Below are 22,608 nucleotides of genomic sequence, written 5' to 3' on the forward strand. Positions count from 1 at the left end.
CCGGTTGATTCTTGTGAAGGGGATTGCCCTTTTCTCCGGACGAGATGAAACAGGAGCACTGCGCACCAAACGCAAAGAAGGCAGGCTCCGATCGGGATCGTCAAGAGGCCAGCCCAGCCAAGGACGCCCATTGCCGCAAGCAAGCCCCCGAAATCATGTCCGAAAATGACGCAGGGATAGGCGCCTGCTTCGTCCAGCCTGCACCCGTTCGCGCTGGCCACCGTGCCCGCAATGACAACGGGGATGAAAGGAGCCACGGCAAACAACAGAATCAGCGCCAAGGCAGTGAAGTATCTCGACATGATGTATTCAGCCACTCGCAACGAAAGATCCCGCCAATCATACCTACGGCAGGAGCGCACGCTGCGGCTGCGCGCGCGGATCGTGCAGCGCGGCAGTCGACCACCCTCCTCCCAGATCGCCGATCAGCGAAGCTGCGTCGAGCAGCCGCTGCTGCTGCACGTTCAACGCGCTCTGCTCGTCGTTGAGCTGCGTGGTCTGCGCGGTTGCGACGGTCGTGTAGTCGACCGTGCCCGCCTGATATTCGTTCTGCGCGATTTCGGCGCCGCGCTTGGCGTCGCGCACGGCCGCCGCCAACGCGTCGGCCTGCTGCGCGAGAATGCGCAAGCCGGCCAGGTCGTTCTCGACGTTCTGGAACGAGCTGAGCACGACGCCGCGATAGTTCGCGACCGCGGCGTCATACGCGGCCTTCGCCGCCGCCACCTGCGCGTTGCGCTCGCCGCCGTCGAACAGCGTCTCGGTGGCGCTGCCGCCGAGCGACCACACGTAGTTGCCGATGTGCAGCAAGCCGTTCAGCGGCGACTGGGTGAAACCGTCGAGCGCCGACAGCGAGATCGACGGGTAATACGCGGCCACCGCCACGCCGATCGACGCATTCGCCGAGGCCATCTGGCGTTCGGCGACGGCGATGTCGGGGCGGCGTTCGAGCAGCGTCGACGGCACGCCCGCGGGAATCTCCGGCAACGTCGGCAGTGCCGTGCTGTGGGGGATCACCAGGTCCTCGGGGTTCTTGCCGACCAGCACCGCGATCGCATGCGCGTTCTGCGCGCGGGCGACGCCGAGCGCGATCAGGCTCGCCTGCGCGTTTTCGAGCTGGGTGCGCGCGAGGATCAGGTCGGACGGCGGCACGGTTCCGGCCTGGTCCTGATTGGCAACGACGCGCAAGTAGCCTGTATACGCATCGACGGTTCGCTGCAGCAGGTCGATGTTGGCGTCGGTGACGCGCAGATCGATGACGGCCGTCGCGAGCGCGATCTGCTCGGATAGGGTCGCGTTGGCGAGCGTCGCTTCGCTCGCCTGAGCGGTTGCGGCGCTCTCTTCGACCTGGCGGCGCACCAGGCCCCACAAGTCGGGCGCCCAGCTGACGTTGCCTTCGAGCGAGCCGGAGTTGTTCACGGGCTGAAAGCGCGAGCTGCTCAGGTTGCTCGTCGCGGTGCGCGAACGCGTGAGCGAGCCTGTCACGCCGATCGAAGGAAACAGCGCGCTCCTCGCCACGCGCATTTCGGCCAGCGCCTGCTGGTAGTTCGCGTAATCCCGGCGCACGGTCTGGTTCGAGACCGACACGAGCGGTTCGAGCTCGTCGAGCAGCGGATCGTGAAAGCCGGTCCACCAGTCGCCCTTGGGCCCCTCGGCCGCATCGGGCTCGGCCTCGGTCCAGCCTTGCAGTTCCTGATAGTGCGCAGGCACCGCCACCTGCGGGCGATGGTAGTCTGGCCCCGCCATGCAGCCGCTAAGCAAGGCAAGCGTCGCGGCCATCGCTGCGGTCGAAGTCTTCATCATCATGCGCTCGCATCCGGTCGGCGGTTCCACGGCAGGTTCGCGCTCCACCTGGCAACGCGGGAACGCAGGCGATCGAGGTAGAGGTAGATCACGGGCGTCGTGTAGAGCGTAAAGACCTGGCTCAGGATCAGGCCGCCCATCACGGTGACGCCGAGCGGCTGGCGCAGCGACGCGCCCTGCCCGATCCCCACCGCGAGCGGCACCGCGCCGAGCACGGCGGCGGCCGTGGTCATCATGATCGGCCGCAGCCGCACCACGGCGGCTTCGTGGATCGCCTGCTTCGCTTCCATGCCCTGGCTGCGCTGCAGCTGAATCGCGACATCGACCATCATGATCCCGTTCTTCTTCACGATGCCGATCAACAGAATGATGCCGATCATCGCGATCACCGAGAACGGCGTGCCGAGAATCAGCATCGCGAGCGTCGCGCCGATGCCCGCCGACGGCAGCGTCGAGAGGATCGTGATCGGGTGGATCGTGTTCTCGTAGAGGACGCCGAGCACGATATAGACGACCGTCAGCGCGGCGAAGATCAGCAAAGGAATGGTGCCCATCGATTGCGCGAACGCCTGCGCCGCGCCCGCGAACGCGCCGTGGATCGACGCGGGCATGCCGATCGCCTGCGCGGCTTCGTCGATCGCCACTTTCGCCTGGCTCAGCGAGCCGCCCGTCGGCAGGTTGAACGAGACCGTCGCGGCGACGAGCCCGCTCTGGTGGTTCACCTGCGTCGCCGTGTGGTTGCTCGTGTAGGTCACCATCGCGGGGAGCGGCACCATGCTCTCGGCCGCCGTGCTGTCGGCGCTGCCGCTCGAGGTGCCGCCCTTGCTGTTGGAGATGCTGTTGGTGAGCTGGTTCGCTTGGGCGTCGGCGTTGAGCGAGTTGGTCGCGGTGGCGGTTTTCGCGGCGCTCACCGCCACCGCCTGCTGAGTCGCCTTGACGGTGCCGCCCGGCATCTGCGTCTGCTGCGTGCCGCTCGAGTTGCCGGCCGCCGCGCTCAGGAACACGTTGTCGAGCGTCTGCGGATACTGCCAGTACTGCGGCGCCACCTCCATCACCACGAAGTATTGGTTGAGCGCGTTGTAGATCGTCGAGACCGTGCGCTGGCCGAACGCGTCGTAGAGCACGTTGTCGATCTGGTTGGGCGCGAAGCTGTAGCGGCGCGCGGTGCTGCGGCTGATGCTGACGTAGGTCTGCAGGCCATTCTGCTGAAGGTCGGTGTTCACGTCCGTCATCTGGGCGCGGTGCTTGCCCAGTTCCGCGACGAGCAGCGGCACCCATTTGAAGAGCGAGTCGGGATCGTCGCTCGTCAGCGTGTACTGGTACTCGGCCGCCGCTTGCCGGCCGCCGATCCGCAGGTCCTGCTGCGCCTGCAGGAACAGCCGCGCGCCCGACACCGCATTGAGCTTCGGCCGCAGCCGGTTGACGACCTCGGCCGCCGACAGTTGCCGCTCGGCGAGCGGCTTGAGCTCGATGAACACGTTTGCGGTATTGAGCGCGCGCCCGCCAGTAAAGCCGGCGACGGCCGCCACCGCCGGATCCTTCTGCGCGATGTCCTGCAACTGCACGAGCTTCTTTTGCATGGCGGGGAACGAGATGCTCTCGTCGGCAATGATCTGGCCGATCAGGATGCCGGTGTCCTGCTCCGGAAAAAACGTCCCCGGCAGCAGCCTGAACAGGAACACGTTCGCCACCAGCAGGCCCACCAGCAAGAGGCCGATCAGAAGCGCGTGGTCGAGCACGGCATGCAGCGTGTGCGCATACATGTTCTTGAAGCGCTCGAACTGCGTTTCGACCCATACCGCCCAGCGCGCCTTCGAATGCTCCGCACTCTGACGCGTGAGCACATAGGCGCACATCGTCGGCGTGACCGTCAGCGAGATCACGAGCGAGATCAGTATCGCGATCGACAGCGTCACCGCGAACTCGTGGAACAGCAGCCCGACGATGCCCGGCATCAAGAGGATCGGCAGGAACACCGCGATCAGCGACAGGCTCATCGAGATCACCGTGAAGCCCACCTCCGCGCTGCCCCGCAAGGCCGCTTCGCGCCGCGGCGTGCCCGCCTCCAGATGGCGCACGATGTTCTCGAGCACGACCACCGCGTCGTCGACCACGAAGCCTGTGCCGATCGTGAGCGCCATCAGCGAGAGATTGTCGATGCTGTAGCCGAGCAGGTACATCGGCCCGAACGTGCCGACGATCGACAGCGGCATCGCCACCGCCGGAATCAGCGTGGCGCGCGGCGAGAGCAGGAACACGTAGACGACGCCGATCACGAGGAACACGGCGAGGATCAGCGTGCGCTCGGTATCGCCGACGGACGAGGCGACCGATTGCGAGCGATCGAGCGCGACCCCCACGCGGATGTCGCTCGGCAGCGCCGCCTCGATGATCGGCAGCCGCGCGCGGATCTGCTGGACGGTCTTGACGACGTTGCTGCCCGGCCGCGGATACACGATCACGAGCACGGCCGACTTGCCGTTGTAGAGGCCCGCGTTGCGGATGTTCTCGTTGGAGTCGAGCACGTCGGCCACGTCGCGCAGCTTGACGGGCGCGTCGTTGCGGTAAGCGATGATGAGGTCCTTGTACGGCTTCGCGCTGCTGATCTGATCGTTCGAGAGGATCTCGTAGCGCTGGTCGCCCTGGTCGATGTGGCCCTTCGCGCTGTTCGCGTTGGCCGCGCCGATCGCCGCGCGCACGTCTTCGAGGCCGATGCCGTAGCTCGTCAGCTTGCCCGGCTGCAGCTCGACGCGCACGCTCGGCAAGGCCCCGCCGCCCAGCGTGATCTGCCCCACCCCGCTGATCTGCGAGAGCTGCTGCTGGATCACCGAATCGGCCGAGTCGTAGAGCTGCGCCTTGGTCAGCGTGTCCGAAGTCAGCGCGAGCACCATCACCGGCGCATCCGCGGGGTTGTACTGGCGATAGGTGGGATTGCTGCGCAGCGTCGTCGGCAGGTCGGCGCGGGCGGCCTGGATCGCCGCTTCGACGTCGCGCGAGGCGCCGTTGATGTCGCGATTCAGGTTGAACACGACGATGATCATCGACGAGCTCGTGTAGCTGATCGACGTGAGCTCGTTCACGCCGGCGATGGTCGCGATGCGCCGTTCGAGCGGCTCGGCCACCGTCGACGCCATGATCTCGGGGCTGCCGCCCGCCATGTTCGCCTGCACGACGACGACCGGATAGGCGACGTTCGGCAGCGGCGCGACCGGCAGCCGGAAATAGGCGAGCAGGCCCGACAGCTCGATCGCGATCGCGAGCAGCGTGGTCGCGACGGGCCGCCGGATGAAGAGCGCCGAGATGTTCACGGCGCCTCCCGCCGGGCCGCCCCAAGGAAGGCGCCCGCCCCCTCGGGGGGCAGCGAACGAATGTGAGCGTGGGGGTCGTTCATTCCCTGGCTCCACCGGCGCCACCGGCTCCGTCACCCGCGCCTGGCCGCTCGCTCGCCGCATGGCCGCGGAAGCGCCGCGCAAGCCGGTCGAACATCAGGTAGATCACCGGCGTCGTGAACAGCGTGAGCAACTGGCTCAGCGTCAGCCCGCCGATGATCGCGAGACCGAGCGGCCGGCGCAGCTCGGAGCCCGTGCCGGTGCCGAGCAGCATCGGCAGCGCGCCTAGCATGGCGGCGAGCGTCGTCATCAGGATCGGCCTGAAGCGCAAGAGCGATGCCTCGAAAATCGCTTCCCTCGGCGGCTTGCCGTGCACGCGCTCCGCTTCGAGCGCGAAGTCGACCATCATGATCGCGTTCTTCTTGACGATGCCGATCAGGAGCACGATGCCGATGATCCCGATCACGTCGAGGTCGCTGCCCGCCATCATCAGCGCGAGCAGCGCGCCGATCCCGGCCGACGGCAGCGTCGAGAGGATCGTCACCGGATGGATATAGCTCTCGTAGAGCACACCGAGCACGATGTAGACGGCGGCGAGCGCGGCGATCAGCAGGTAGACCTCGCTGGAGAGCGAATCCTCGAACGCCTGCGCCGCACCCTGGAACGCCGATTGGATCGACGGCGGCAGATTGACGGCCGCCTCGGCCTCGCGAATGCGCGCGACCGCCGTGGAGAGCGAGGCGTCCTTCGCGAGATTGAACGAGATCGTGACGGCCGGGAACTGCGCGAGATGGCTGATCACGAGCGGCGAGCGCGTGATGCTGATCCTGGCGATGCCCTTGAGCGGCACCTGGCCGCTGCTGCTCGTCTGGCTCGGCAGGTAGAGGTTGCCGAGCGAGGCGACATCGGGCAGCGACTCGGGCTTGGCGACGAGGATCACGCGGTACTGGTCGGACTGCTCGAAGATCGTCGAAACGATGCGCTGGCCGAGCGCGTCGTAGAGCGCGTTGTCGATCGTCGCCGCCGTGATCCCGTAGCGCGCCGCCAGTTGCCGGTTCACCTCGACGTTGACGCTCAGGCCGTCGGTGTTCAGGTCGCTCTGGACGTCGGTGATCGACGGGATCTGCTTCATCTTGTCGATGAGCGCGGGCACGTACCGGTTGAACGCCTGCGAGCTCGGCCCGCGCAATACGAACTTGTATTGGTTCGGCGAGACCGTCGTGTCGAGCGTCAGGTCCTGCTCGGGCTGCAGATAAAGCTTGATGCCCGGCACGTTCGCGACTTCGTCCTGCAAGCGCCGCGCGATCTCGACGGCGGTGAGCGGACGGTCGTCGCGCGCGCGCAGGTTGATCAGGAAGCGGCCGTTGTTGAGCGTGGTGTTGGTGCCGTCGATGCCGACGTAGGACGTGACCGACGCCACGTCGGGGTCCTTCAGGATCGCCTCGGCGAGCGCCGCCTGGCGCGTCACCATCGCGTGGTACGACACCGAGTTGTCGGCGACGCTGATCCCCTGGATCACGCCGACGTCCTGCACCGGGAACAGCCCCTTCGGAATCAACACGTACAGCACCACGGTGAGCACGAGCGTGCCGAGCGCCACGAAGAGCGTGAGCGTCTGGTGTTCGAGCACCCAGGCGAGCGACCGTTCGTAGGCCGCGAGCGTCTTGTTGAAGAGGCCCTCGCTCACGCGCTCGAAGCGGCTCGGATGCCGCTCGGCCTGCGCGCGCAGGATCCGCGCGCACATCATCGGCACGACGGTCAGCGACACCACGGCCGAGATCACGATCGTGACCGCGAGCGTGATCGCGAACTCGCTGAAGAGCCGCCCGATCACGCCCCCCATGAACAGCAGCGGAATCAGCACCGCGATCAGCGAGATCGTCAGCGACAGAATCGTGAAGCCGATCTGTCCCGCCCCTTCGAGCGCCGCTTCGAGCGGGCTCATGCCCTCCTCCAGATAGCGCACGATGTTCTCGATCATCACGATCGAGTCGTCGACGACGAAGCCCGTCGCGATGATGAGCGCCATCAGCGAGAGGTTGTCGATCGAGTAGTTGAGCTCGTACATCATCGCGAGCGTGCCGACGAGCGAGACCGGCACCGAGATGCTCGGGATGATCGTCGCGGGCACATTGCGCAGGAACACGAAGATCACCGCCACCACCAGGGCAATCGCGAGCAGCAGCTCGAAGGCCGCATCCGAGACCGAGGCGCGGATCACGCCCGTGCTGTCGCCGACGATCGTCACCTGCATCCCCGCCGGCAGCGTCGATTCGAGCAAGGGCAATTGCTTCTTGATCTGGTTGACGGTGGCGATCACGTTCGCGCCCGGCTGGCGCTGCACGTTGAGCACGATCGCCGGCGTGCGGCCGTACCACGCGCCGCGCTCGACATCCTCGGCGGCCTGGCTCACGCGCGCGACGTCGCGCAGATAGACCGGCGCGCCGTTCTGGTAGGCGATCACCGTCTGCAGGTAATCGTTCGGGTCCGAGATCTGGTCGTTCGCGTTGATCGTGTAGTCGAGCTCGGGACCGTCGAAGTTGCCCTTCGGCTGGCTGACATTGACGTTGGCGAGCAGCGAGCGCAGGTCGTCGAGGTTGAGGCCGTAAGCGGCGAGCTTCTGCGGATCCGCCTCGACGCGCACCGCCGGCACGTTGCCGCCCGCCGTCGTCACCACGCCCACGCCCGGCACTTCGGAGATCTTCGTCGCGAGCCGGTTGTTCGCCGCGTCCTGCAGCTGTGTGAGCGACATCGACTTCGACGTCACCGCGAGCGTGAGGATCGGCTGGTCGGCCGGGTTCACCTTCGCGTAGGTCGGCGGCGCCGGCAGGCCGCTCGGCAGGAAGCTGTTGGCCGCGTTGATCGCCTGCTGGACGTTCTGCTCGGCGATGTCGAGGTTCAGCGACAGGTCGAACTGCAGCGTGATGACCGACGCCCCTTCCGAGCTGTACGAAATCATCTGCTGCAGGCCGGGGATCTGGCCCAGCTGCACCTCGAGCGGCGCGGTCACCGTGGTCGCCATCACGTTCGGGCTCGCGCCGGGATAGAAGGTCTGCACCTGGATCGTCGGATAGTCGACGTCGGGCAGCGCCGACACCGGCAGGAAGCGCACGGCCACGAGCCCCACCATCACGAGCGCGATCATCAGGAGCGACGTGGCGACCGGCCGGAGGATGAACAGGCGGGAGATGTTCATCGGCGTGCGGTCCGGGGCTTATGAAGCGTTCGAGGCTTGCGATGCCGCGCCGGCTGCCGGCCGGCGGCGGGCATCGCTCGCCGCGCCTGGAGCTGCGGCCTCGGACGCGCCGCTCGCGGGGGGACGCGCCTCTCCGACCTGGATTTTCGCGCCGTCGCTCAGGCGGTCCATGCCGTCGGTCACGACCGTGTCGCCCGCGGCGAGGCCTGAGGCGATCACCGTATGCTTGCCGTCGCTCGGCCCCAGCGTGACCTTGTGCACGGACACCGTCTTGTCGGCATTGACGAGATAGACGTAGTCGCCGGGCGCGCCATTCTGCACCGCGGGCGTCGGCACGAGGACCGCGTTCCGCAGCGTGTCGACGAGCAGCTTGACGTTGACGAACTCATTCGGGAACAGCGCTTCGTCGTCGTTGGGAAAGGTCGCGCGCAGCGTGACGGTGCCGGTGGCCGTGGCCATCTGGTTGTTGACCGCATACAGCATGCCGGCGCCGATCTCCTTGGTGTTGTCGCTGCTGTACGCGGTGACCGTCATCTTCGCGCCCGAGTTGAAGCGCTGCAGCACGTCGCCGAGCGAATTCTGCGGCACGGTGAACTCCACGGTAGTGGGCTTCATCGTCGTGATGACGGCGATGCCGGGCTGGCTCGACGCGGTCACGTAGTTGCCCGGATCGACGAGCCGCAGGCCGACCCGTCCGGAAACCGGCGAGGTGATGCGGCAATAGGCGAGATCGAGCTCGAACTGCGCGATGTTGGCTTGATCGACCTTGACCGCGGCCTCTTCCTGCTGAACCAGGAACTTCTGGTCGAAGTAGGTCTGCTCAGCGATCGATTTCTTCTGATAGAGGTCCGCGTAGCGCGCCAGATCCGAGCGGCCCTGCGCGAGTGAAGCTTTATCCTTGGCGAGCTGCGCCTCGGCCTGCTGCTTGGAGATTTCGTACTGACGCGGATCGATCTGGGCAAGGAACTGCCCTTTCTCGACGTCCTGCCCTTCGCGGTAGCCGACCGCCGTCAGGTAGCCGCTCAACTGCGGCAGCACGGTGACGGTGGCGACCGGGGTGACGGTGCCCAGTTCGCTGAGGACGACGGGCATCTCGCCGAGCGTCGCGGTGGCGACCGTCACGACCTGGGGCGCGGAGCCGCGCGCGGGAGCCTGCTTGCGCAGCACGTGCACGACGATGAGCGCGACCAGCGCGACCAGCACGACCGCGATCACGAGCCGCCTGCGCCCCGGGTGCTTCACCGGCGTTTGCGAAGCCTCGCTCATACCCGCCTCCGGATACGATGACTGCCTTCATGTGACAGAGAGACTCCGGCCCGCCGGCAACGGCTTCGGCAAACGGCAGGCGCCTCCTGCTGGGCACGACCAAAGCTTGATGCTGACGCTCGCGGCCCGCCGAGACGGCCCGCCGCGTTCACCGCGCATTGTCACGTCGCGGTGGCCGGTGTGCAAGTTCGGAGCGTAACGCAGGGGGAGCGATCTGGTGAGGCGGGGATGTTCCGGTTTGTTACGACGGGGGAAGCGGGTAAAGGCAGGTAATGGTTTTTTTGGCTGACGCGTGCCTGCAGACTTCAGGCACGCATCATGAGTGTGTCGTGGTAGCGCCAGACCTTGGGGTCGGCGCTGAGCAAGGGAATGCCCTCAACCAGCGCTTGCGTGACCATCAGCCGGTCAAATGGGTCAGCGTGGTCGGCATGCAGAGGCAGTTGCGTGACAGCTTCGGCGTGCTCGCCGGAAATGGACAACTCAGTAAAACCGGCCAAGCGAAATGCCGTGCGGGCGTCGCGCGGGTGCAATTTCAGATTACCTTTTGTGTGCTTGATGGCAATTTCCCAGATTGCGGCAACACTGACCAGCAGTGTGTTGGCAGGATCCTCGATCAAGCGGGCCGCCTCGATGGACAACTGAGGCGCCCCTTCGGCGGCCCATAGTGCGATGTGGGTATCGAGCAGCAGTCTCACGGCGCGAGCCCGCCGTCGGTGCTTGCGGAAAAATCGGCGTCGATCGCCTCGTCGCCTGCATTGAACGCTTCCACCGAGGTGGGCACGTCAAGCCCGGCAAGCAGATGCCGGGCGGCGCCGATGCGCTGCGGTGGGGCGTATGGCACGAGTCGGGCGACCGGTGCTCCGTTGCGCGCAATGATGACCTCGGTTTCCTGGCCGACCTCGAGTCGTTCGACGAGGCTCGAAAGACGGGACTTGGCGTCGTGCATGTTAACCGTCAGCATGACAAGCTCCTGAGTATTAGCTAACCAATATTAGCTAGTATGCCGGCGCAAGCACGGGTACGCAAGCGTGCATGCGCGCATCGCTACGCCATGCGCCGATCCGAGCCCCAAAACTGCAACGCATCAGCGTTGTAATGCCTCAATTAAAAAACACTAAACCTCTCAAATCTGTTAGTGATTTTCAGACAAATCGCATGCTACTTTCGCGTGGTCCTCAATTAATCAGAGGATGAGTCAAAAAGAACGAGACCTGTTTTTCAAACCATTCAGGAGAAAATCATGGCGGAAAGCTTTCCTTTCAATCACACGGGCGTATTTACGATCGGCAAGCAGGGCCTGCCGGGCGGCCTCACGCTCAAGGCGGTTCTCTCGGTGCCGCAAAACAGCAGCGAAGTTAACGGCTACGGCCAGCTGACCCAGGCAACGCACCCGCCGCTGAATTGCAAATCCGCTTTTCATGGCTCCGTGCATTCACTGGGCGTCGGCAGCGCCAAGCAGGTGTATGCCGTGCAAGGCACCGCGGTTCCGCCGCTGCTGGGCGCTCCGCACGTGACGGAACTGGTGATCCAACTGGACGGCATCTGGGGCAAGTCCGGCAAGGCCTCGTATACGTATGTCGTCGGTAGCGAATTCCACCGCGTAGAAGACCAGGAGGTCACCGTGCAGTGGCTCCTGCAAGAAGGCGAACGCGCAGCTTGAGGTGCTTCCGTCTCCGTGACGCATCACTAGGCTGCCGCTAACAGGCACCCGGTATCCGAAACTCGCCCGACTTGATCGGGCGAGTTTTTTTATTGTCGACGCAAAAAGCTCAAAGCTCGAGCTTCATCCCTTCATGCGTCGCCACGAACCCCAGGCGTTCATAAAAACGTTTCGCGTTTTCGCGACGTTTATCCGTCGTCAATTGCACAAGGCCGCAACCTGCGGACCGCGCGATATCGATCGCATGTTCGAACAGGCGTTCGCCGATGCGCTGACCGCGCCGCTCTCGCTTCACCCGGACGCCCTCGATCTGCGCCCGCGTCATGCCGAGCCGCGACAGCCCCGCGATCAGCGTCAGCTGCAAAAGCCCGACGATCTCGTCGCCGTCCATGCATAGCAACACCCGGTTGCCCGGCTGCGCGGCGATGGCGCGCAGCGCCGTTTCGTAGCGCTTCATGTCGGCATCGTTCACGCTTTCGCGGCTCGCGCCGATGTCGTCGTCGGCAAGCAAGGCGGCGATCTCATGCAGGTCGTCGACAGTGGCGTCCCTGAATATCAGCACGTTGATTCTCATTGTTCTGCAGATAGCCGCTCAATGCGGTGCGAACGGCCTCTGGTACACGGCCGCGCCGCGCACGACGATCGCCGTGCTCTCCGGCACCTCCTCCCACCAGCCCGGCAGGTCGACGAGCGGCTCGGACAGCACGAGATAAGCGTCCTCGCCGACCGCCTTGATGCGCTCGTCGTTGGGATAGAGCTCATGCAGGTGGCGAAACGAAGTGCTGTGAAACAGCGACCTCGACTCGCGCTCGCTCGAATAGCGCACTGCAATGATCTGGTCGCCGTCGGTCGCGCAGACCGTCATGTTCAGCGGAAACCGCACGCCGTTGCGCCAGCCGACCTCCTCGATCGCCGCCGCCATGCGCTCCAGCGCGGGCACCGGCTCCTGTTCGAGCCCCATCGTCAACGCGAGAAAAAACATCACTTCGGAATCGGTCGAGCCCTCGATCGACGCGAACAGCTCGGGCTTGACCATCAGCATCAGCTCGCGCCGCACGTTGGGATAGTCGCGGATCAGGCCGTTGTGGACGAAGAGCCAACGGCCGTGCCGAAACGGGTGGCAGTTGGTCTCCTGGGATGGCGTATCCGTCGCCGCGCGAATGTGCGCGACGAACAACGGCGTGCGGATCGCGCGCGCCGCATCGCGCAGGTTCCGGTCGCTCCATGCCGGATGCGCGCAGCGGTAGCGGAACGGCAGATCCCCGAGGTGGCCGTACCAGCCTACCCCGAAGCCGTCGCCGTTGGTGGTCGTCGCGCCCATGCGCGAATGCAGGCTCTGGTCGATCAGCGAATGCTTCTCCCGGAACAGCACGGTTTCGAGCTGAAGCGGGTTTCCCGTGTAGGCAAGCCAGCGGCACATGATCGGACTCCGGTTGCGCGGATTCCGCGATTCTCGCGCATTTCCCGTTGCCCCGGGCCGCTGCGCGCCCACGTGTATCGGTCAGTCCAGCCTCGTGAAGCCGTCGGCGCTCCAGCGCTCGCTGCCGACGCCGTGATGGACGAAGAACAGCCCCTCCGGGTCGTGTTGCGAAGCGCGTCGACCAACGCTTGGCGCCGGTCGTCCTGCAGCAGGTTCGCGGGCAGCCACGCCGACTGATAGCCGTGCCAGACAGCCCCCGCGTCGGATTGGTCGCCCGTCCAGAACACGTTGTCCTTGGGCGCGCCCGGCCGGTCATCGGCGTGCATCAGGCCGAGCAAGCGCTTGACCGCTGTCGGCTCCCAGAATGTCCGGGCGGGCGTCGCCAGAAAACTCAGCGGCGAGGCGTCCACTTTGAAATCGTCCGGAGCCTGCGCGAGCGTGTCGAGAAACGGTTGCCAGATCGCCTTGGCCTGGGCGCGGCCGAATCCCTGGAACACCATCTGAACGTGGAGCGCGTTGTCGCGCTGCAAGCGGATTTGCTCGCCCCAATGCGGATTGAGCAGATGCTTGGCGTAGAAGTCCATCGTCAGGCCGATCAGCCGGTGGAACGCGTCCTCCGAGGCTGCCTTGACCGAGAAGTTCACCGCGCCGAAGGTCTCCGGCAGCTCGTGAACGCGCAGCGTCAGCCGCGTGACCACGCCCAGGCTGCCCCCGCCGCCGCCCTTGAGCCCCCAAAACTCCGGGACGCACGCGCGAGCGCGGCGGCGGTGCGGCGGGCTTGAAGTATCGCCTTCACGCTCCCGGCGGATTGACGTCCTACGTTTGCATGCCTGGGCCGGCTACATGCCAATCCGAATGGGCACTGCCATCGCCAATCAATCGTCAAGGAGGTCACCGCCATGTTGACAGTCAATTTTCTTGGATTTTCCGAGGACCAAAAGGGCCGGGAACAAAAGAACCATATTGCCGAAGCGCTCAAAATCGCCAGTACCTGGGCAGATAAAGTCAACACGGCCTATCTCAACTGGAATCTGAACGCAAACTCGGACGCGAAGTTCGCGGCATTGGCCGAGCAGTGGTTTGACCTGAAAAACGATCAGGGCCGCAGGAAAATCCTGGCCAGCATGGTCCGCCGAATGGCGGTCTATTTTCAAAGCGACCGCACACTGAACCTGCGCTATGGCGGGATATCCTCTGACGATCCGGACGATCTCGCTGAGACAGCGTTTCAATCCGGAGAGATAACGCTGTTCGCCCCGTTCTTCGACGCGGAGATGACGGGAACCGACAGTGCTCCAGGCACCCTGCTGCACGAACTCACCCATCAAATCCAGAACACGGAGGACTTTGCATATGGGACCGACGATTCGATCGATCTTGCCCTCGATGAACCCTTCGACGCCGCGCGCAATGCCGATAACTTCGAGTACCTCTACGAGGGCTACTGCAGCTGACTAGTCGACAGTAGGGCCTGGTGCGCCGCGGCCGGTGCACCGTTTAGTTCGCCTGCAGATAAGGCGACTGAAGCGGCGACGGCGGGAATGCCGGGATGCCGCCTTGCTTGTTGAACGCATACCGCACGTAGACGGCCGCCACCCACTCGCGATACTGGTACGCGTTGCCGAGCGACGCGGTCGCCCCGACGGTCAGCTGCGGCGCGACCTGATATTCGCCGGTCGCGGCGAGCGAGTAGGCGAAGCCGGTTTTGCTGAACGCCGGATAGACCGCCCCCGAATCCGGCGTGATCGCAGTCGCCTTGGCCTCGCTCTGGACTGTCGAACTGGTCGGGAAATACAACGCGCTCGCCTCGCGGAAATGCTGCATCCCGATCGAGCCCTTCAAGTCATAGGTAAAGAGCCCGTTCCTGCCCATCAGCTCGAGCGGGAAGTTCAGGATCACGTAGAGTTGCGGGCTGAAGTAGCCGCCCTGCCCGTACGTGAAGTACGACTCGTTCTTGCTATAGCCCATGACCGTCGTGTTCACGCCCGCGGTCAGCGTCTGATCCGAAGACTTCACGAGGCGCGTATAGAACCCGGCGCCGCCCTTGCCGCCCATATTGTCCTGGACGTTGTCGCCCATGAGGAACTGGAACTGGCCGTTCACGTAAACACCGCTCGTGCCGTCGTCCCAGCCCAGATCGCCGCGCAGCGCGTTGTTTACCACGCCGCCCCATTTGTAGGTGTTGCCGAAGCCGTCGGTCACCCGCGCGCCCGCGTATGACACCAGGCTGTCCGTGACGGCCCGCCGCGATGCGCCGATCGAGTACGACGTCTGGTCCGTGAACGCGTTGCTGTATTGCACGCCGCCGACGACGTTCGTCTCGCGAAAGCCGACCGGCGTCGAGCCGATGTCGGCCTTCACGTAGCGGTTTTCATAGCCGACCGAGAGTCCCACGCCGGTCGCGTCCTGCGAGCCGGGCGCCGGCACGCTGCTGGATATCGCGCCGACGCCGTAGCGCGAGAGCGTATTCGTACTGGAGGCCGCCGTGCCCGCGTCGAGCGTGACCGGCGTCGCCCGCACGACGACCTGGCCGTCGCCCGCGTGGATGCGCCCTTCGATCGGGGTCTCGATGTCGGTCAGCGAGGACAGGCCGTCCTCGCCCGCGCGGTTGCGGATCAGCACGCCGGCCGAAACGGTGCTCGTCTGCTCGCGGTTGATCTGCGCCAGTTCCTCCTCCACGCTCAGTTGCTGGACCGCCGCGCCGGAAGGCGGCGCGTAGCCCGCGTTGGCGGCTTGCGCGGTCGTGGCTGCGGCCGCCGGCGCAAGTTGGGCGTAGGCGGCGTTGGTGTTCTGTGCAGGGTAAGGCGCGGGCGGCGTCGGCACGTAGCCCTGATACGGCTGCTGGTTCGGATAGGCCGGCTGATACGGCTGACGTGCGTATCCCTGCTGCGCGTAGGGCTGCGGCGTGTACGGCTGCTGCGGATAAGGCGCCTGCGCATAGCCTTGCTGCGGATACGGCGCCGCCTGCTGCGGGTACGCCTGCTGGCCGTAATAGCCCTGTTGCGGATAGGCAGGCTGGCCGTACCCCGGTTGGCCGTACCCCTGCTGCTGCGGATACGGCTGTGCATAGCCGTTCTGCGCAGCCGCGGTCCGGGCCGTCTGCTTCGCGCCGTTGCGCGCCGTTTTCGAACTCTTGGCGCCCTTGGCAGCCGGCGCGCCGGCGTTCGCCGGTTGGCCGTACCCCTGCTGCGGCGCCGTCGGCCACGGCGTGTCGGCATAACCAGGCGCGGCTTGCGCATAGCCTGCCTGCCCATACGGCGCCGGCTGTCCGTAATTCGGCTGCGGCGCATACCCGGGCTGGGCGTAGCCGCCCTGTCCCGGATACGCCTGCCCCGGCGCCACGCCACTCGCCCCGGACTGCGAGGCCGCGTACGGATCGGCGCCATAGCCGCTCGCGTTCGGCGTCCCATCCGACGCGGACTGCGGCGCCAGCGGCGCATAGGAGTTGACAGGCGCGGCGGGCGCCGCCGGCGCGACATAAGGCGCCGGTACCACAGGGGGGGTATAGGCGGGCATGGTCTGGGTCGAATACGGTGAGAGTGCCGGGGCGCTCGCGCCGGCGGCATCGGCAGCGTTCTTGCCGGCAAACGGATTGGTGCCGGGCAGCGGAATCGGCCCCTTTTGCCGATACGGGAAGGTCCAGCCGGGCGGCACGCCGCGCTGCGCGCCGTTTGCCGCGACGGCCGGCGCGTTCTGCGCGAGCAGCGAACGCCGCAGGTATTCCGCCGCGAGCGTGTTCTTGCCTTGCGCGCGGTACATGCGGCCGACGGCCGCCAGCGTCTGCGGATCGTTCGGCGTGAGCCGCAAGGCCGCGTTGGCGGCCGTCTCCGCGTAGCTGAAATCCTTCGCCGAGGCCGCCGCGCTCATCGCCGCGACCCACAGCCCGGCATCGCCGGGGCGCTGCGCGAGCGCCATCCGGTAGCAGGCGAGCGCGTTGTTGTCGTCGCCCGAGGCCGTGTAGAGACGCCCGAGCGCCGCTTGCAGGTCCGCGTTGTCGGGGCGCGCCGCGAGCCACGGCGCGATCACCTCGTAGGCGCTCGCGAGGTCGCCCGTCTGGCGGACGGCGTCGGCGCGGCGCACGACGATCGCGAGGTTGATCTTGTCGAAGTCGGTCCGCTGCTGGGCGTTCAGCCGCATGCCGGCGACGCGCTGCATCACCGTGCCGAGCTCGGCGTCCTGCTGCGTGGCGAGCAGGAAACCGGCGTACTGGAGCAGCGCGCCCGCATCCGACGGATTCATCGCCAGCACGTTGCGCATCAGCGCGAGTCCGCGGTTCGCGTCGCCGCTCGCCACGTAGGCCGATGCGACCACGCCGGCCAGCTCCGGATCGTTGCCGGCGACCGGCTCGGCCGCCGCCACGAGCGCGTGGCCCTGCGCGGCCTGCCCCATGCGCGCGAGCGCCGTCGCCTGGTCCGCCTGCCGGTGCACCCAGAGGCGATGCTGGAGCGTCGTCATCGCGGCCGTGCGCTTGTCGGCAGGGATCTTCTCGAGCTGGTCCAGGCCGTATTGCCAGTCCTGCATCTCCGAGGCGAGCAGCGCGCTCGCGTAGAGCGCGTCGGGCATGCCGGGATGCTTCGCGAGCAGGCCGTCCATGATGCTGCGCGCGTTCGCGAGCGCCCCCTGCTGCACGTAGATGCGCGCGAGATCGAGCCGCAGCCACGGGTCGTCGGGATTGTTGAGGAGCGCGTCCTCGAACGACGTGCGCGCCGTGCCGAGATCGCCGCGCGCCAGCGCCGCCTGCCCTTGCGCCGCTTCAGCCTGCCCGCGCAGCACGTTCGCGCCGCCCGCCTTCGCGCGCTCTTCGTCGGTCAGCTGATTGGCGAACGCGAGCGCTTCGTCGCCGCGCCCCTGGGCGGCGAGCGCGCCGACCAGGCCGCGGATCGCATCGGGGTTGCCGGACTGGCGGCGCAGCACCATCCGGTACGCGGCCTCGGCGCCGCGCGCGTCGCCGGTGGCGAGCAGCATGTCGCCGAGCAGCGATTGCGCCGTGACGTCGCTCGGGTTCACGGCGATCGCGCGCTCGAAGAGCGTCTTCGCCTGCGCGGTGTCGCCGTTGCTGCGGGCGCCGATCGCCTCGCTCGTGTAGGCCCAGTAGGTCGCGCTCGTGAGCGCGTCGCGCCAGCGCGCGGGGTTGCCCGCCTGCGAGGCGCGCTGCAGATAGTCCCGCGCCTGCGTGAATTTCTCCTGCTTCAGCAGCACGACGCCCATGCCGCCGAGCGCGTCCGCGTCGTTCGGCGAGCTCTCGAGCACCGACGCGAACCTGGCGCGCGCCGTGTTCAGGTCGCCCTTGCCGAGCGCGGTGAAGCCTTCGCCGATCGTGCGCCCGCGAGCGTCGGCCGTCGCCGTCAGGCCGGCGCGCTCGCGCGCGGCCTTGTCCTGCGAGGTCAGCGCGTCGAAGCGCGCCTTGATCGCCGGATCGTTCGGCACGGCGGCGAGATAGGCCTGGTAGAGCGGTGTGTCGGCGTCCCGCGCGCCGAGCCACAGGAGCGCCTGCCGCCAGCTCGACTGCGCCGCGCTGCCGACGGTCGCATCCCTCGAAAGCTGCGCGAGCAGCGCGATCCCCTGGCGTCGGTCGGATTCGCGATACGTGAGGTGCTGCGCATACGCGAGCTGATAGCGCGGATCTTCCGGGTGCGCTTTCGCAAGCGCTTCGAGCCCCTGGCGCGCCTCGTCCCAGCCTTGCGGCGTCGAGCCGAGCGCCTGGTAGTACTCCATTTGCAGCTGGGGCGACGCGGGCTTGCCGCTCATCGCCTGCTTGTACTCCTGCACCGCCGACGCCGCCTGCCCGGACTGCTGGAGCCGGCGCGCGTCGTTGATCTCCTGGTTGCGCACGCTCGTCTCGCCGAGGCGCGCGGCGAGGTCGTCGACGCCCGGATAGTCGGGCTCGGCCTGCCGCAGGCGCGCGAGATACTGCTGCGCGCCGCTGCCGTCCTTCTGGTCGGCAAGCAGCATGCCCATGCCGAACAAGGCGTCGGGCTGCCTGGGGTCGATGCGCAGCACCTTCAGCCAGGCCTGCTGCGCCAGGTCGCCGCGCCGGTGCGCCTGCCAGTACTTGCCTTGCTGGACGAGCACGTTGAGCGGCGTGTCGCCCGAGGGGACGGCGCTGGCGGAGGGATCGGCGGCGTGGACGGCGCCCGACGCGGCGAGGGCCGCGAGTGCGGCAGCGGCTCTCAGAATGCGCGGGCGGTGGCGGATTGGCATGTGGTCTCCCAGCGCGGCATGAGGCGGCCCGCTTCGTCGAAGCGGTAGCGGCCCTCGGCGGCGCCCGTGCCGAACAGCGTCAGCACTTGATCGTAATAAGCGGGTTGATGGTTCGGTTGCGGTGCTTGCCCGTTGGCGGCGGGCGCCGGCGAATTCCAGAACGACGCCAGGTGCGCCTGCGCGAGCCCAGCTGCGCGGGCGTCGCCGAGCGCGTTGAAGTACGGCAGCAGCGCACCCCAGAAGCCGAGCGGGGCCTCGCCCTTCACGGCGCCGCTCGTCGTCGCGACGTGCTCGGGCGGCACGCCGGTCGCCGCGATCTGCTCGCGCATTCCGCCTAGCGACGCGAGCCACGGCTTGGCAAGCGGATCGCCCGGCGCGGCGAGGCCGGCCCACAGGTAGACGCGGATCGCGTCATAGCTGCCGAGGTCGCCCTTCACCGGATCGACGATGAACTGGCCGCCGACGTTGACCCGGTAGGCGGCCCAATCGGGCGCAAAGCCGCGCGGCGCGGTGGTCTTGACGAGCGTGAAGGCGTTCTCGGCGAGCCTGGCCCACGGGCCTGACGGCATCTGCGCCGCCAGCGCGCGCAACAGCGGCAATGGCAGATAGCTCGGGTTCACACGGGTCACGCCGCCGTTCTGGAACCCCTGCTTGCCGGGCAGCAGCATCGGCCCGAGGCCGTTCAGGTCGGCGACTTCCTGCTGCGCGATCTGCGTCGCGAGCGCATAGGCGAGCTTCGTATAGGCCGGCTCGCGCCACAGACGCCCGGCTTCGAACAGGTCGTAGGCGATCCAGAGATCGGCGTCCGAAGCGGAGTTGGGGTCGAGCACGCCGTACGAGCCGTCGGGCTTTTTGCCCCATTGCCAGGCGGGCAGCGTGACGCTGGCGGCATCGAAGCGCCCTGCCGACAGGTTGGCGCGCGTCCATTGCAGCAGCTTGTCGAAGGTCGCGCGATCGTTGGCGACGAGCGCGAAGAACATGGCGTACGACTGCCCCTCCGAGGTCGTCTGCTGCACAGGCACCGAGAAATCGACGACGCGGCCGTCGGCCTGGACGAGCTTCGATACGAACTCGCGATAAACCGGCCAATCGCCGCACGGGGCGGCGCCGGAAGCGAACGCCGGCGCCGCCAGCGATACGGCGGCGCCCAAGGCCGCGGCGGCAAACCGGGACGGCTTACGGCGCGAACGCGGGGGCTTGGTCGTCATTCAATCCCCCAGGCGCCGCGCCGCGATCCCGCGCAGCACGCGATAGCAGAGCGTCGCGAGAATCAGCGCCGCAATCAGGCCCGCCAGCATCAGCAGGACCGGATGCGTCGAGAACGCCCAGCGCAGGTACTCGATGACGGGCAGCTTGCCGACGTAGTAGATGTCGCCGTTCGAGACGGTCTCGAGCGTGCGGCCGTGAATCACGGTCATGCCGCCCTGGATCTCGCGCACGAGATCAGGGTCGAGCAGCGCAGCGGTCAGATCCGAGTCGGACTGCCCCGCCGCGCCGATCAGCGCGACCACGCTCTTGCCCTTCGCGAGCGGCGATTCGAACCCGGTGATGAGCGCATCGCCCGAGGCGCTGACGAGCGACAGGTCCGCCCGCGCCGCCGCGCGCTCGGCGCCGCGTTCGCCGTTCCACCAGCCGGAGAGCCGGTACTCGACGTCGGAGAGCTGGAACGTGCGGCCTTCGTCGGCGCCGGAAAACGGCATGTTCTTCTGCCAGTCGGCGAGCAGCGGCTGCTTGCCGGGCGCGCCGATCAGGAGCAGATCCTTGTCACGGTACTTCTCGGCATCGCCCGCGTTGGCGACGGTCACGCCCGTCACCGGATAGCCCGTCGAGGCGCCCATGCGCCCCATCGCCGCGAACAGCAGGCTCAGGTCGCTGCCGTTCGGGTCGTTCGGCAGGATCACGGCGGTCTCAGAAAGATCCGCCATCCGCGTGAACGGGAAGCCGCTGTTGGCGAACGCGGCGAGGTCCGGCATCGCCATGTAGTGCGGGAACGACGACAGGTCGATCGACGAATCGGGATCGATCTCGCCGCGCACGTTGTCGATGACCTGCCCCTGGCATTCGCCGGTTTTCGCCATGTCGTAGAAGAAGTGAAAGCGCAGCTGCGCCTGCGAAGTCAGCAGGTGCGGCGGGATGTAGACGTCGTGCTGCGCGGACGCGGTGTGGTCCGGCAGCATCCGGTTCAGGTAGCGCCCGAGGTCGAGCATCGACGCCGATTGCGCCGGGATCCGCAGCGCCTGCACGAAATCGTTGTTGACGCTGATGTTCAGCGTCGAGCGGTCCGGCGCGGGCCGCGCCGTGTAGCGGTAGCGCAGGTCGATCGGCACGCCCTTGGTGCGCCAGGTGAAGAGGTCGGGAGCCACGCGCAGGTTCACGCGCACGACGTCCGCGTTGTAGCCCGTCACCGACAGATCGCGCAGATCCACGAGCTCGCCGAAGCGCACCGGGCGGTCGGTCGGCAGCCAGTTCGGCGCGTCGTACGGCACGCGCGGCTTGACCGGCACGAAGTTGGAGACGGTCTCGCTCGCGCCCGAGAGCGCCGCCTGCCCGATGCCGAGCGCGGTCGCCGCGGTCTTGATCTCGTGCGCGTCGCGGCCCATCACGAGCAGCAGCTTGCCGCGCGCGGGCGGCGCCCGGTCGACGATCGCGAGCATCGGCCCATTGATCTCCGGCAGCGTCACGCCGGCGGGCTTCTCGTCGCTCGTCGCGAACACGACGGCGTTGCCCGAGAGCGGCGCGTTGTCGGTCTGGGCCGGGAACAGCGCGCCGCGGTAGCCCGCGAGCGCGCCGAACCACGACGCGACGACGCCCGCCGCCTCGATGGTGTCCGGGCTCGGATGCGCGCCGAACACGAACGGCAGCTCCAGGCGGCGGATGTCGCGGCGGTCGAAGAACGGCAGCGGCAACGTGCCGAGATCGGCCTTGGCCGGCAGCACGGCGAAGGTCATGTCGAGCGTGCTCGCGTTGCTGACCGTCGCCCACAGCGCGCTGTTCTGCGGATCCTCGCAGCCTTGCGTGTAGTGCGCGATCAGCTGGACGTTCAGGTGGTTGAACTCGGTGATGAAGCGCGGCTCGATCGGCACGTCGCGCGACACCAGCATGCCGGCTTGCTCGCGCGGCAGCGGCAGCGTCGCGACCGGCTCGCCGTTCATCAGCACCTTCAGGTGCGAAACGTTCGGCAGCAGAGACGGCGAGTAGCTGTAGATCAGGTGCAGCGTCGCATTGGTGACGACTTCGTCGGCACGCACCGAGAACGGCACGCCGTTCTGGCTCTCGACGCCGTGCAGCTGCAGCGGATCGAGCGCGCCGAGCTGCTGGAACGTGAAGCTCTGGCGGCGTCCGCCGGAGACGAGCGTGCCGTCGTCCGCGGTGGTGGGCATCGCGCTGCGCCGGTCGCGCCCGATGGCGGCCAGGAGCGGCGCGGCCGGGATCGCGAGCGCGCCCTGGCCGCCGGGCTGGGAGATGAGCGGTATCGCCGGGGCAAGCGGTGCGGCGCCGGAAGCCCCCGCGGCCGCGCCGGCCGAGGAAGCCGGCGCGGCCTTGTCCTGCGCGTCGGCCGTGCCGATCGCGAACGCCAGCAACGCAATCATCGCCGCCGCCAGCCCGGCCCGCCCGCCCGCGACGCCCCGCCCGTTACGCACTTCCCGATGCAACACGCCCCGCACCCGCCCCATCAGCGCGCCGACCGTTCGCCAAGCCCGAACCCGCCGCGCATCCCAACGCCCTTTCCTCATAG

14 protein-coding genes are annotated in these 22,608 nt (G+C 67.2%); 2 read left to right on the forward strand and 12 right to left on the reverse strand.

Features of this window, described 5'->3' with window-relative positions; translation table 11 throughout:
- Window positions 1-345 precede the first annotated feature (345 nt).
- The 6 genes from FAZ69_RS27990 to FAZ69_RS28015 all read right to left on the reverse strand — a co-directional run bounded on the left by FAZ69_RS27990 (window position 346) and on the right by FAZ69_RS28015 (window position 10,552).
- Window positions 346-1,800 carry an efflux transporter outer membrane subunit gene (locus FAZ69_RS27990; RefSeq protein ID WP_136898376.1) on the reverse strand — a complete coding sequence of 485 codons (1,455 nt, stop codon included), beginning with the start codon at window positions 1,798-1,800 and terminating at the stop codon, window positions 346-348.
- On the reverse strand, window positions 1,800-5,108 hold the full coding sequence (locus tag FAZ69_RS27995; RefSeq protein WP_136898337.1) for an efflux RND transporter permease subunit: 3,309 nt from the start codon (window positions 5,106-5,108) through the stop codon (window positions 1,800-1,802). Before FAZ69_RS27995 ends, FAZ69_RS27990 begins: the two co-directional genes overlap by 1 nt.
- 79 nt (window positions 5,109-5,187) lie before the next feature.
- Window positions 5,188-8,325: an efflux RND transporter permease subunit gene (locus FAZ69_RS28000; protein ID WP_136898338.1), complete on the reverse strand. Its 3,138-nt coding sequence runs from the start codon at window positions 8,323-8,325 to the stop codon at window positions 5,188-5,190.
- Window positions 8,326-8,343: 18 nt separating this feature from the next.
- Window positions 8,344-9,591 (reverse strand): efflux RND transporter periplasmic adaptor subunit, encoded by a 1,248-nt coding sequence (locus FAZ69_RS28005; RefSeq protein ID WP_136898339.1) that lies wholly within the window; start codon window positions 9,589-9,591, stop codon window positions 8,344-8,346.
- Between the two features lie 305 nt (window positions 9,592-9,896).
- Window positions 9,897-10,286, reverse strand: coding sequence for a type II toxin-antitoxin system VapC family toxin (locus tag FAZ69_RS28010; protein WP_136898340.1), 390 nt, complete (start codon window positions 10,284-10,286; stop codon window positions 9,897-9,899).
- A complete protein-coding gene (locus tag FAZ69_RS28015; protein ID WP_136898341.1) occupies window positions 10,283-10,552 on the reverse strand; it encodes a type II toxin-antitoxin system Phd/YefM family antitoxin in 270 nt (89 codons plus the stop codon). The genes FAZ69_RS28010 and FAZ69_RS28015 overlap by 4 nt, the downstream gene beginning before the upstream one ends.
- Window positions 10,553-10,831: 279 nt before the next feature.
- On the opposite strand from FAZ69_RS28015, the gene FAZ69_RS28020 reads away from it, so the two are divergent.
- Complete coding sequence (locus FAZ69_RS28020; RefSeq protein WP_136898342.1) at window positions 10,832-11,251, forward strand: DUF1842 domain-containing protein; 420 nt, start codon at window positions 10,832-10,834, stop codon at window positions 11,249-11,251.
- Window positions 11,252-11,360: 109 nt separating this feature from the next.
- Here FAZ69_RS28020 and FAZ69_RS28025 read toward each other — a convergent pair whose 3' ends face one another.
- The 3 genes from FAZ69_RS28025 to FAZ69_RS28035 are packed head-to-tail and all read right to left on the reverse strand — an operon-like array spanning window position 11,361 to window position 13,369.
- Entirely contained in the window at window positions 11,361-11,825 is a 465-nt protein-coding gene (locus FAZ69_RS28025; RefSeq protein WP_169708787.1) for a GNAT family N-acetyltransferase, read from the reverse strand.
- Window positions 11,826-11,843: 18 nt separating this feature from the next.
- Window positions 11,844-12,671, reverse strand: a complete 828-nt coding sequence (locus FAZ69_RS28030; RefSeq protein ID WP_136898343.1) for a class II glutamine amidotransferase — start codon at window positions 12,669-12,671, stop codon at window positions 11,844-11,846.
- Entirely contained in the window at window positions 12,596-13,369 is a 774-nt protein-coding gene (locus tag FAZ69_RS28035) for a hypothetical protein (protein WP_136898344.1), read from the reverse strand. The genes FAZ69_RS28030 and FAZ69_RS28035 overlap by 76 nt, the downstream gene beginning before the upstream one ends.
- A 201-nt stretch (window positions 13,370-13,570) precedes the next feature.
- On the opposite strand from FAZ69_RS28035, the gene FAZ69_RS28040 reads away from it, so the two are divergent.
- Window positions 13,571-14,125: a M35 family metallo-endopeptidase gene (locus FAZ69_RS28040; protein WP_136898345.1), complete on the forward strand. Its 555-nt coding sequence runs from the start codon at window positions 13,571-13,573 to the stop codon at window positions 14,123-14,125.
- Between the two features lie 43 nt (window positions 14,126-14,168).
- On the opposite strand, the gene FAZ69_RS28045 is transcribed toward FAZ69_RS28040, so the two are convergent.
- The 3 genes from FAZ69_RS28045 to bcsB are packed head-to-tail and all read right to left on the reverse strand — an operon-like array spanning window position 14,169 to window position 22,606.
- A complete protein-coding gene (locus FAZ69_RS28045; RefSeq protein WP_136898346.1) occupies window positions 14,169-18,872 on the reverse strand; it encodes a cellulose synthase subunit BcsC-related outer membrane protein in 4,704 nt (1,567 codons plus the stop codon).
- Entirely contained in the window at window positions 18,842-20,080 is a 1,239-nt protein-coding gene (gene bcsZ / locus FAZ69_RS28050; RefSeq protein ID WP_136898347.1) for a cellulose synthase complex periplasmic endoglucanase BcsZ, read from the reverse strand. The genes FAZ69_RS28045 and bcsZ overlap by 31 nt, the downstream gene beginning before the upstream one ends.
- On the reverse strand, window positions 20,081-22,606 hold the full coding sequence (gene bcsB, locus FAZ69_RS28055; RefSeq protein ID WP_304571744.1) for a cellulose biosynthesis cyclic di-GMP-binding regulatory protein BcsB: 2,526 nt from the start codon (window positions 22,604-22,606) through the stop codon (window positions 20,081-20,083). It lies immediately after the preceding gene.
- Between the last annotated feature and the right edge of the window lie 2 nt (window positions 22,607-22,608).

The organism is Trinickia terrae (genome assembly GCF_005144415.1).
Classification (GTDB): Bacteria; Pseudomonadota; Gammaproteobacteria; order Burkholderiales; family Burkholderiaceae; genus Trinickia_A; species Trinickia_A terrae.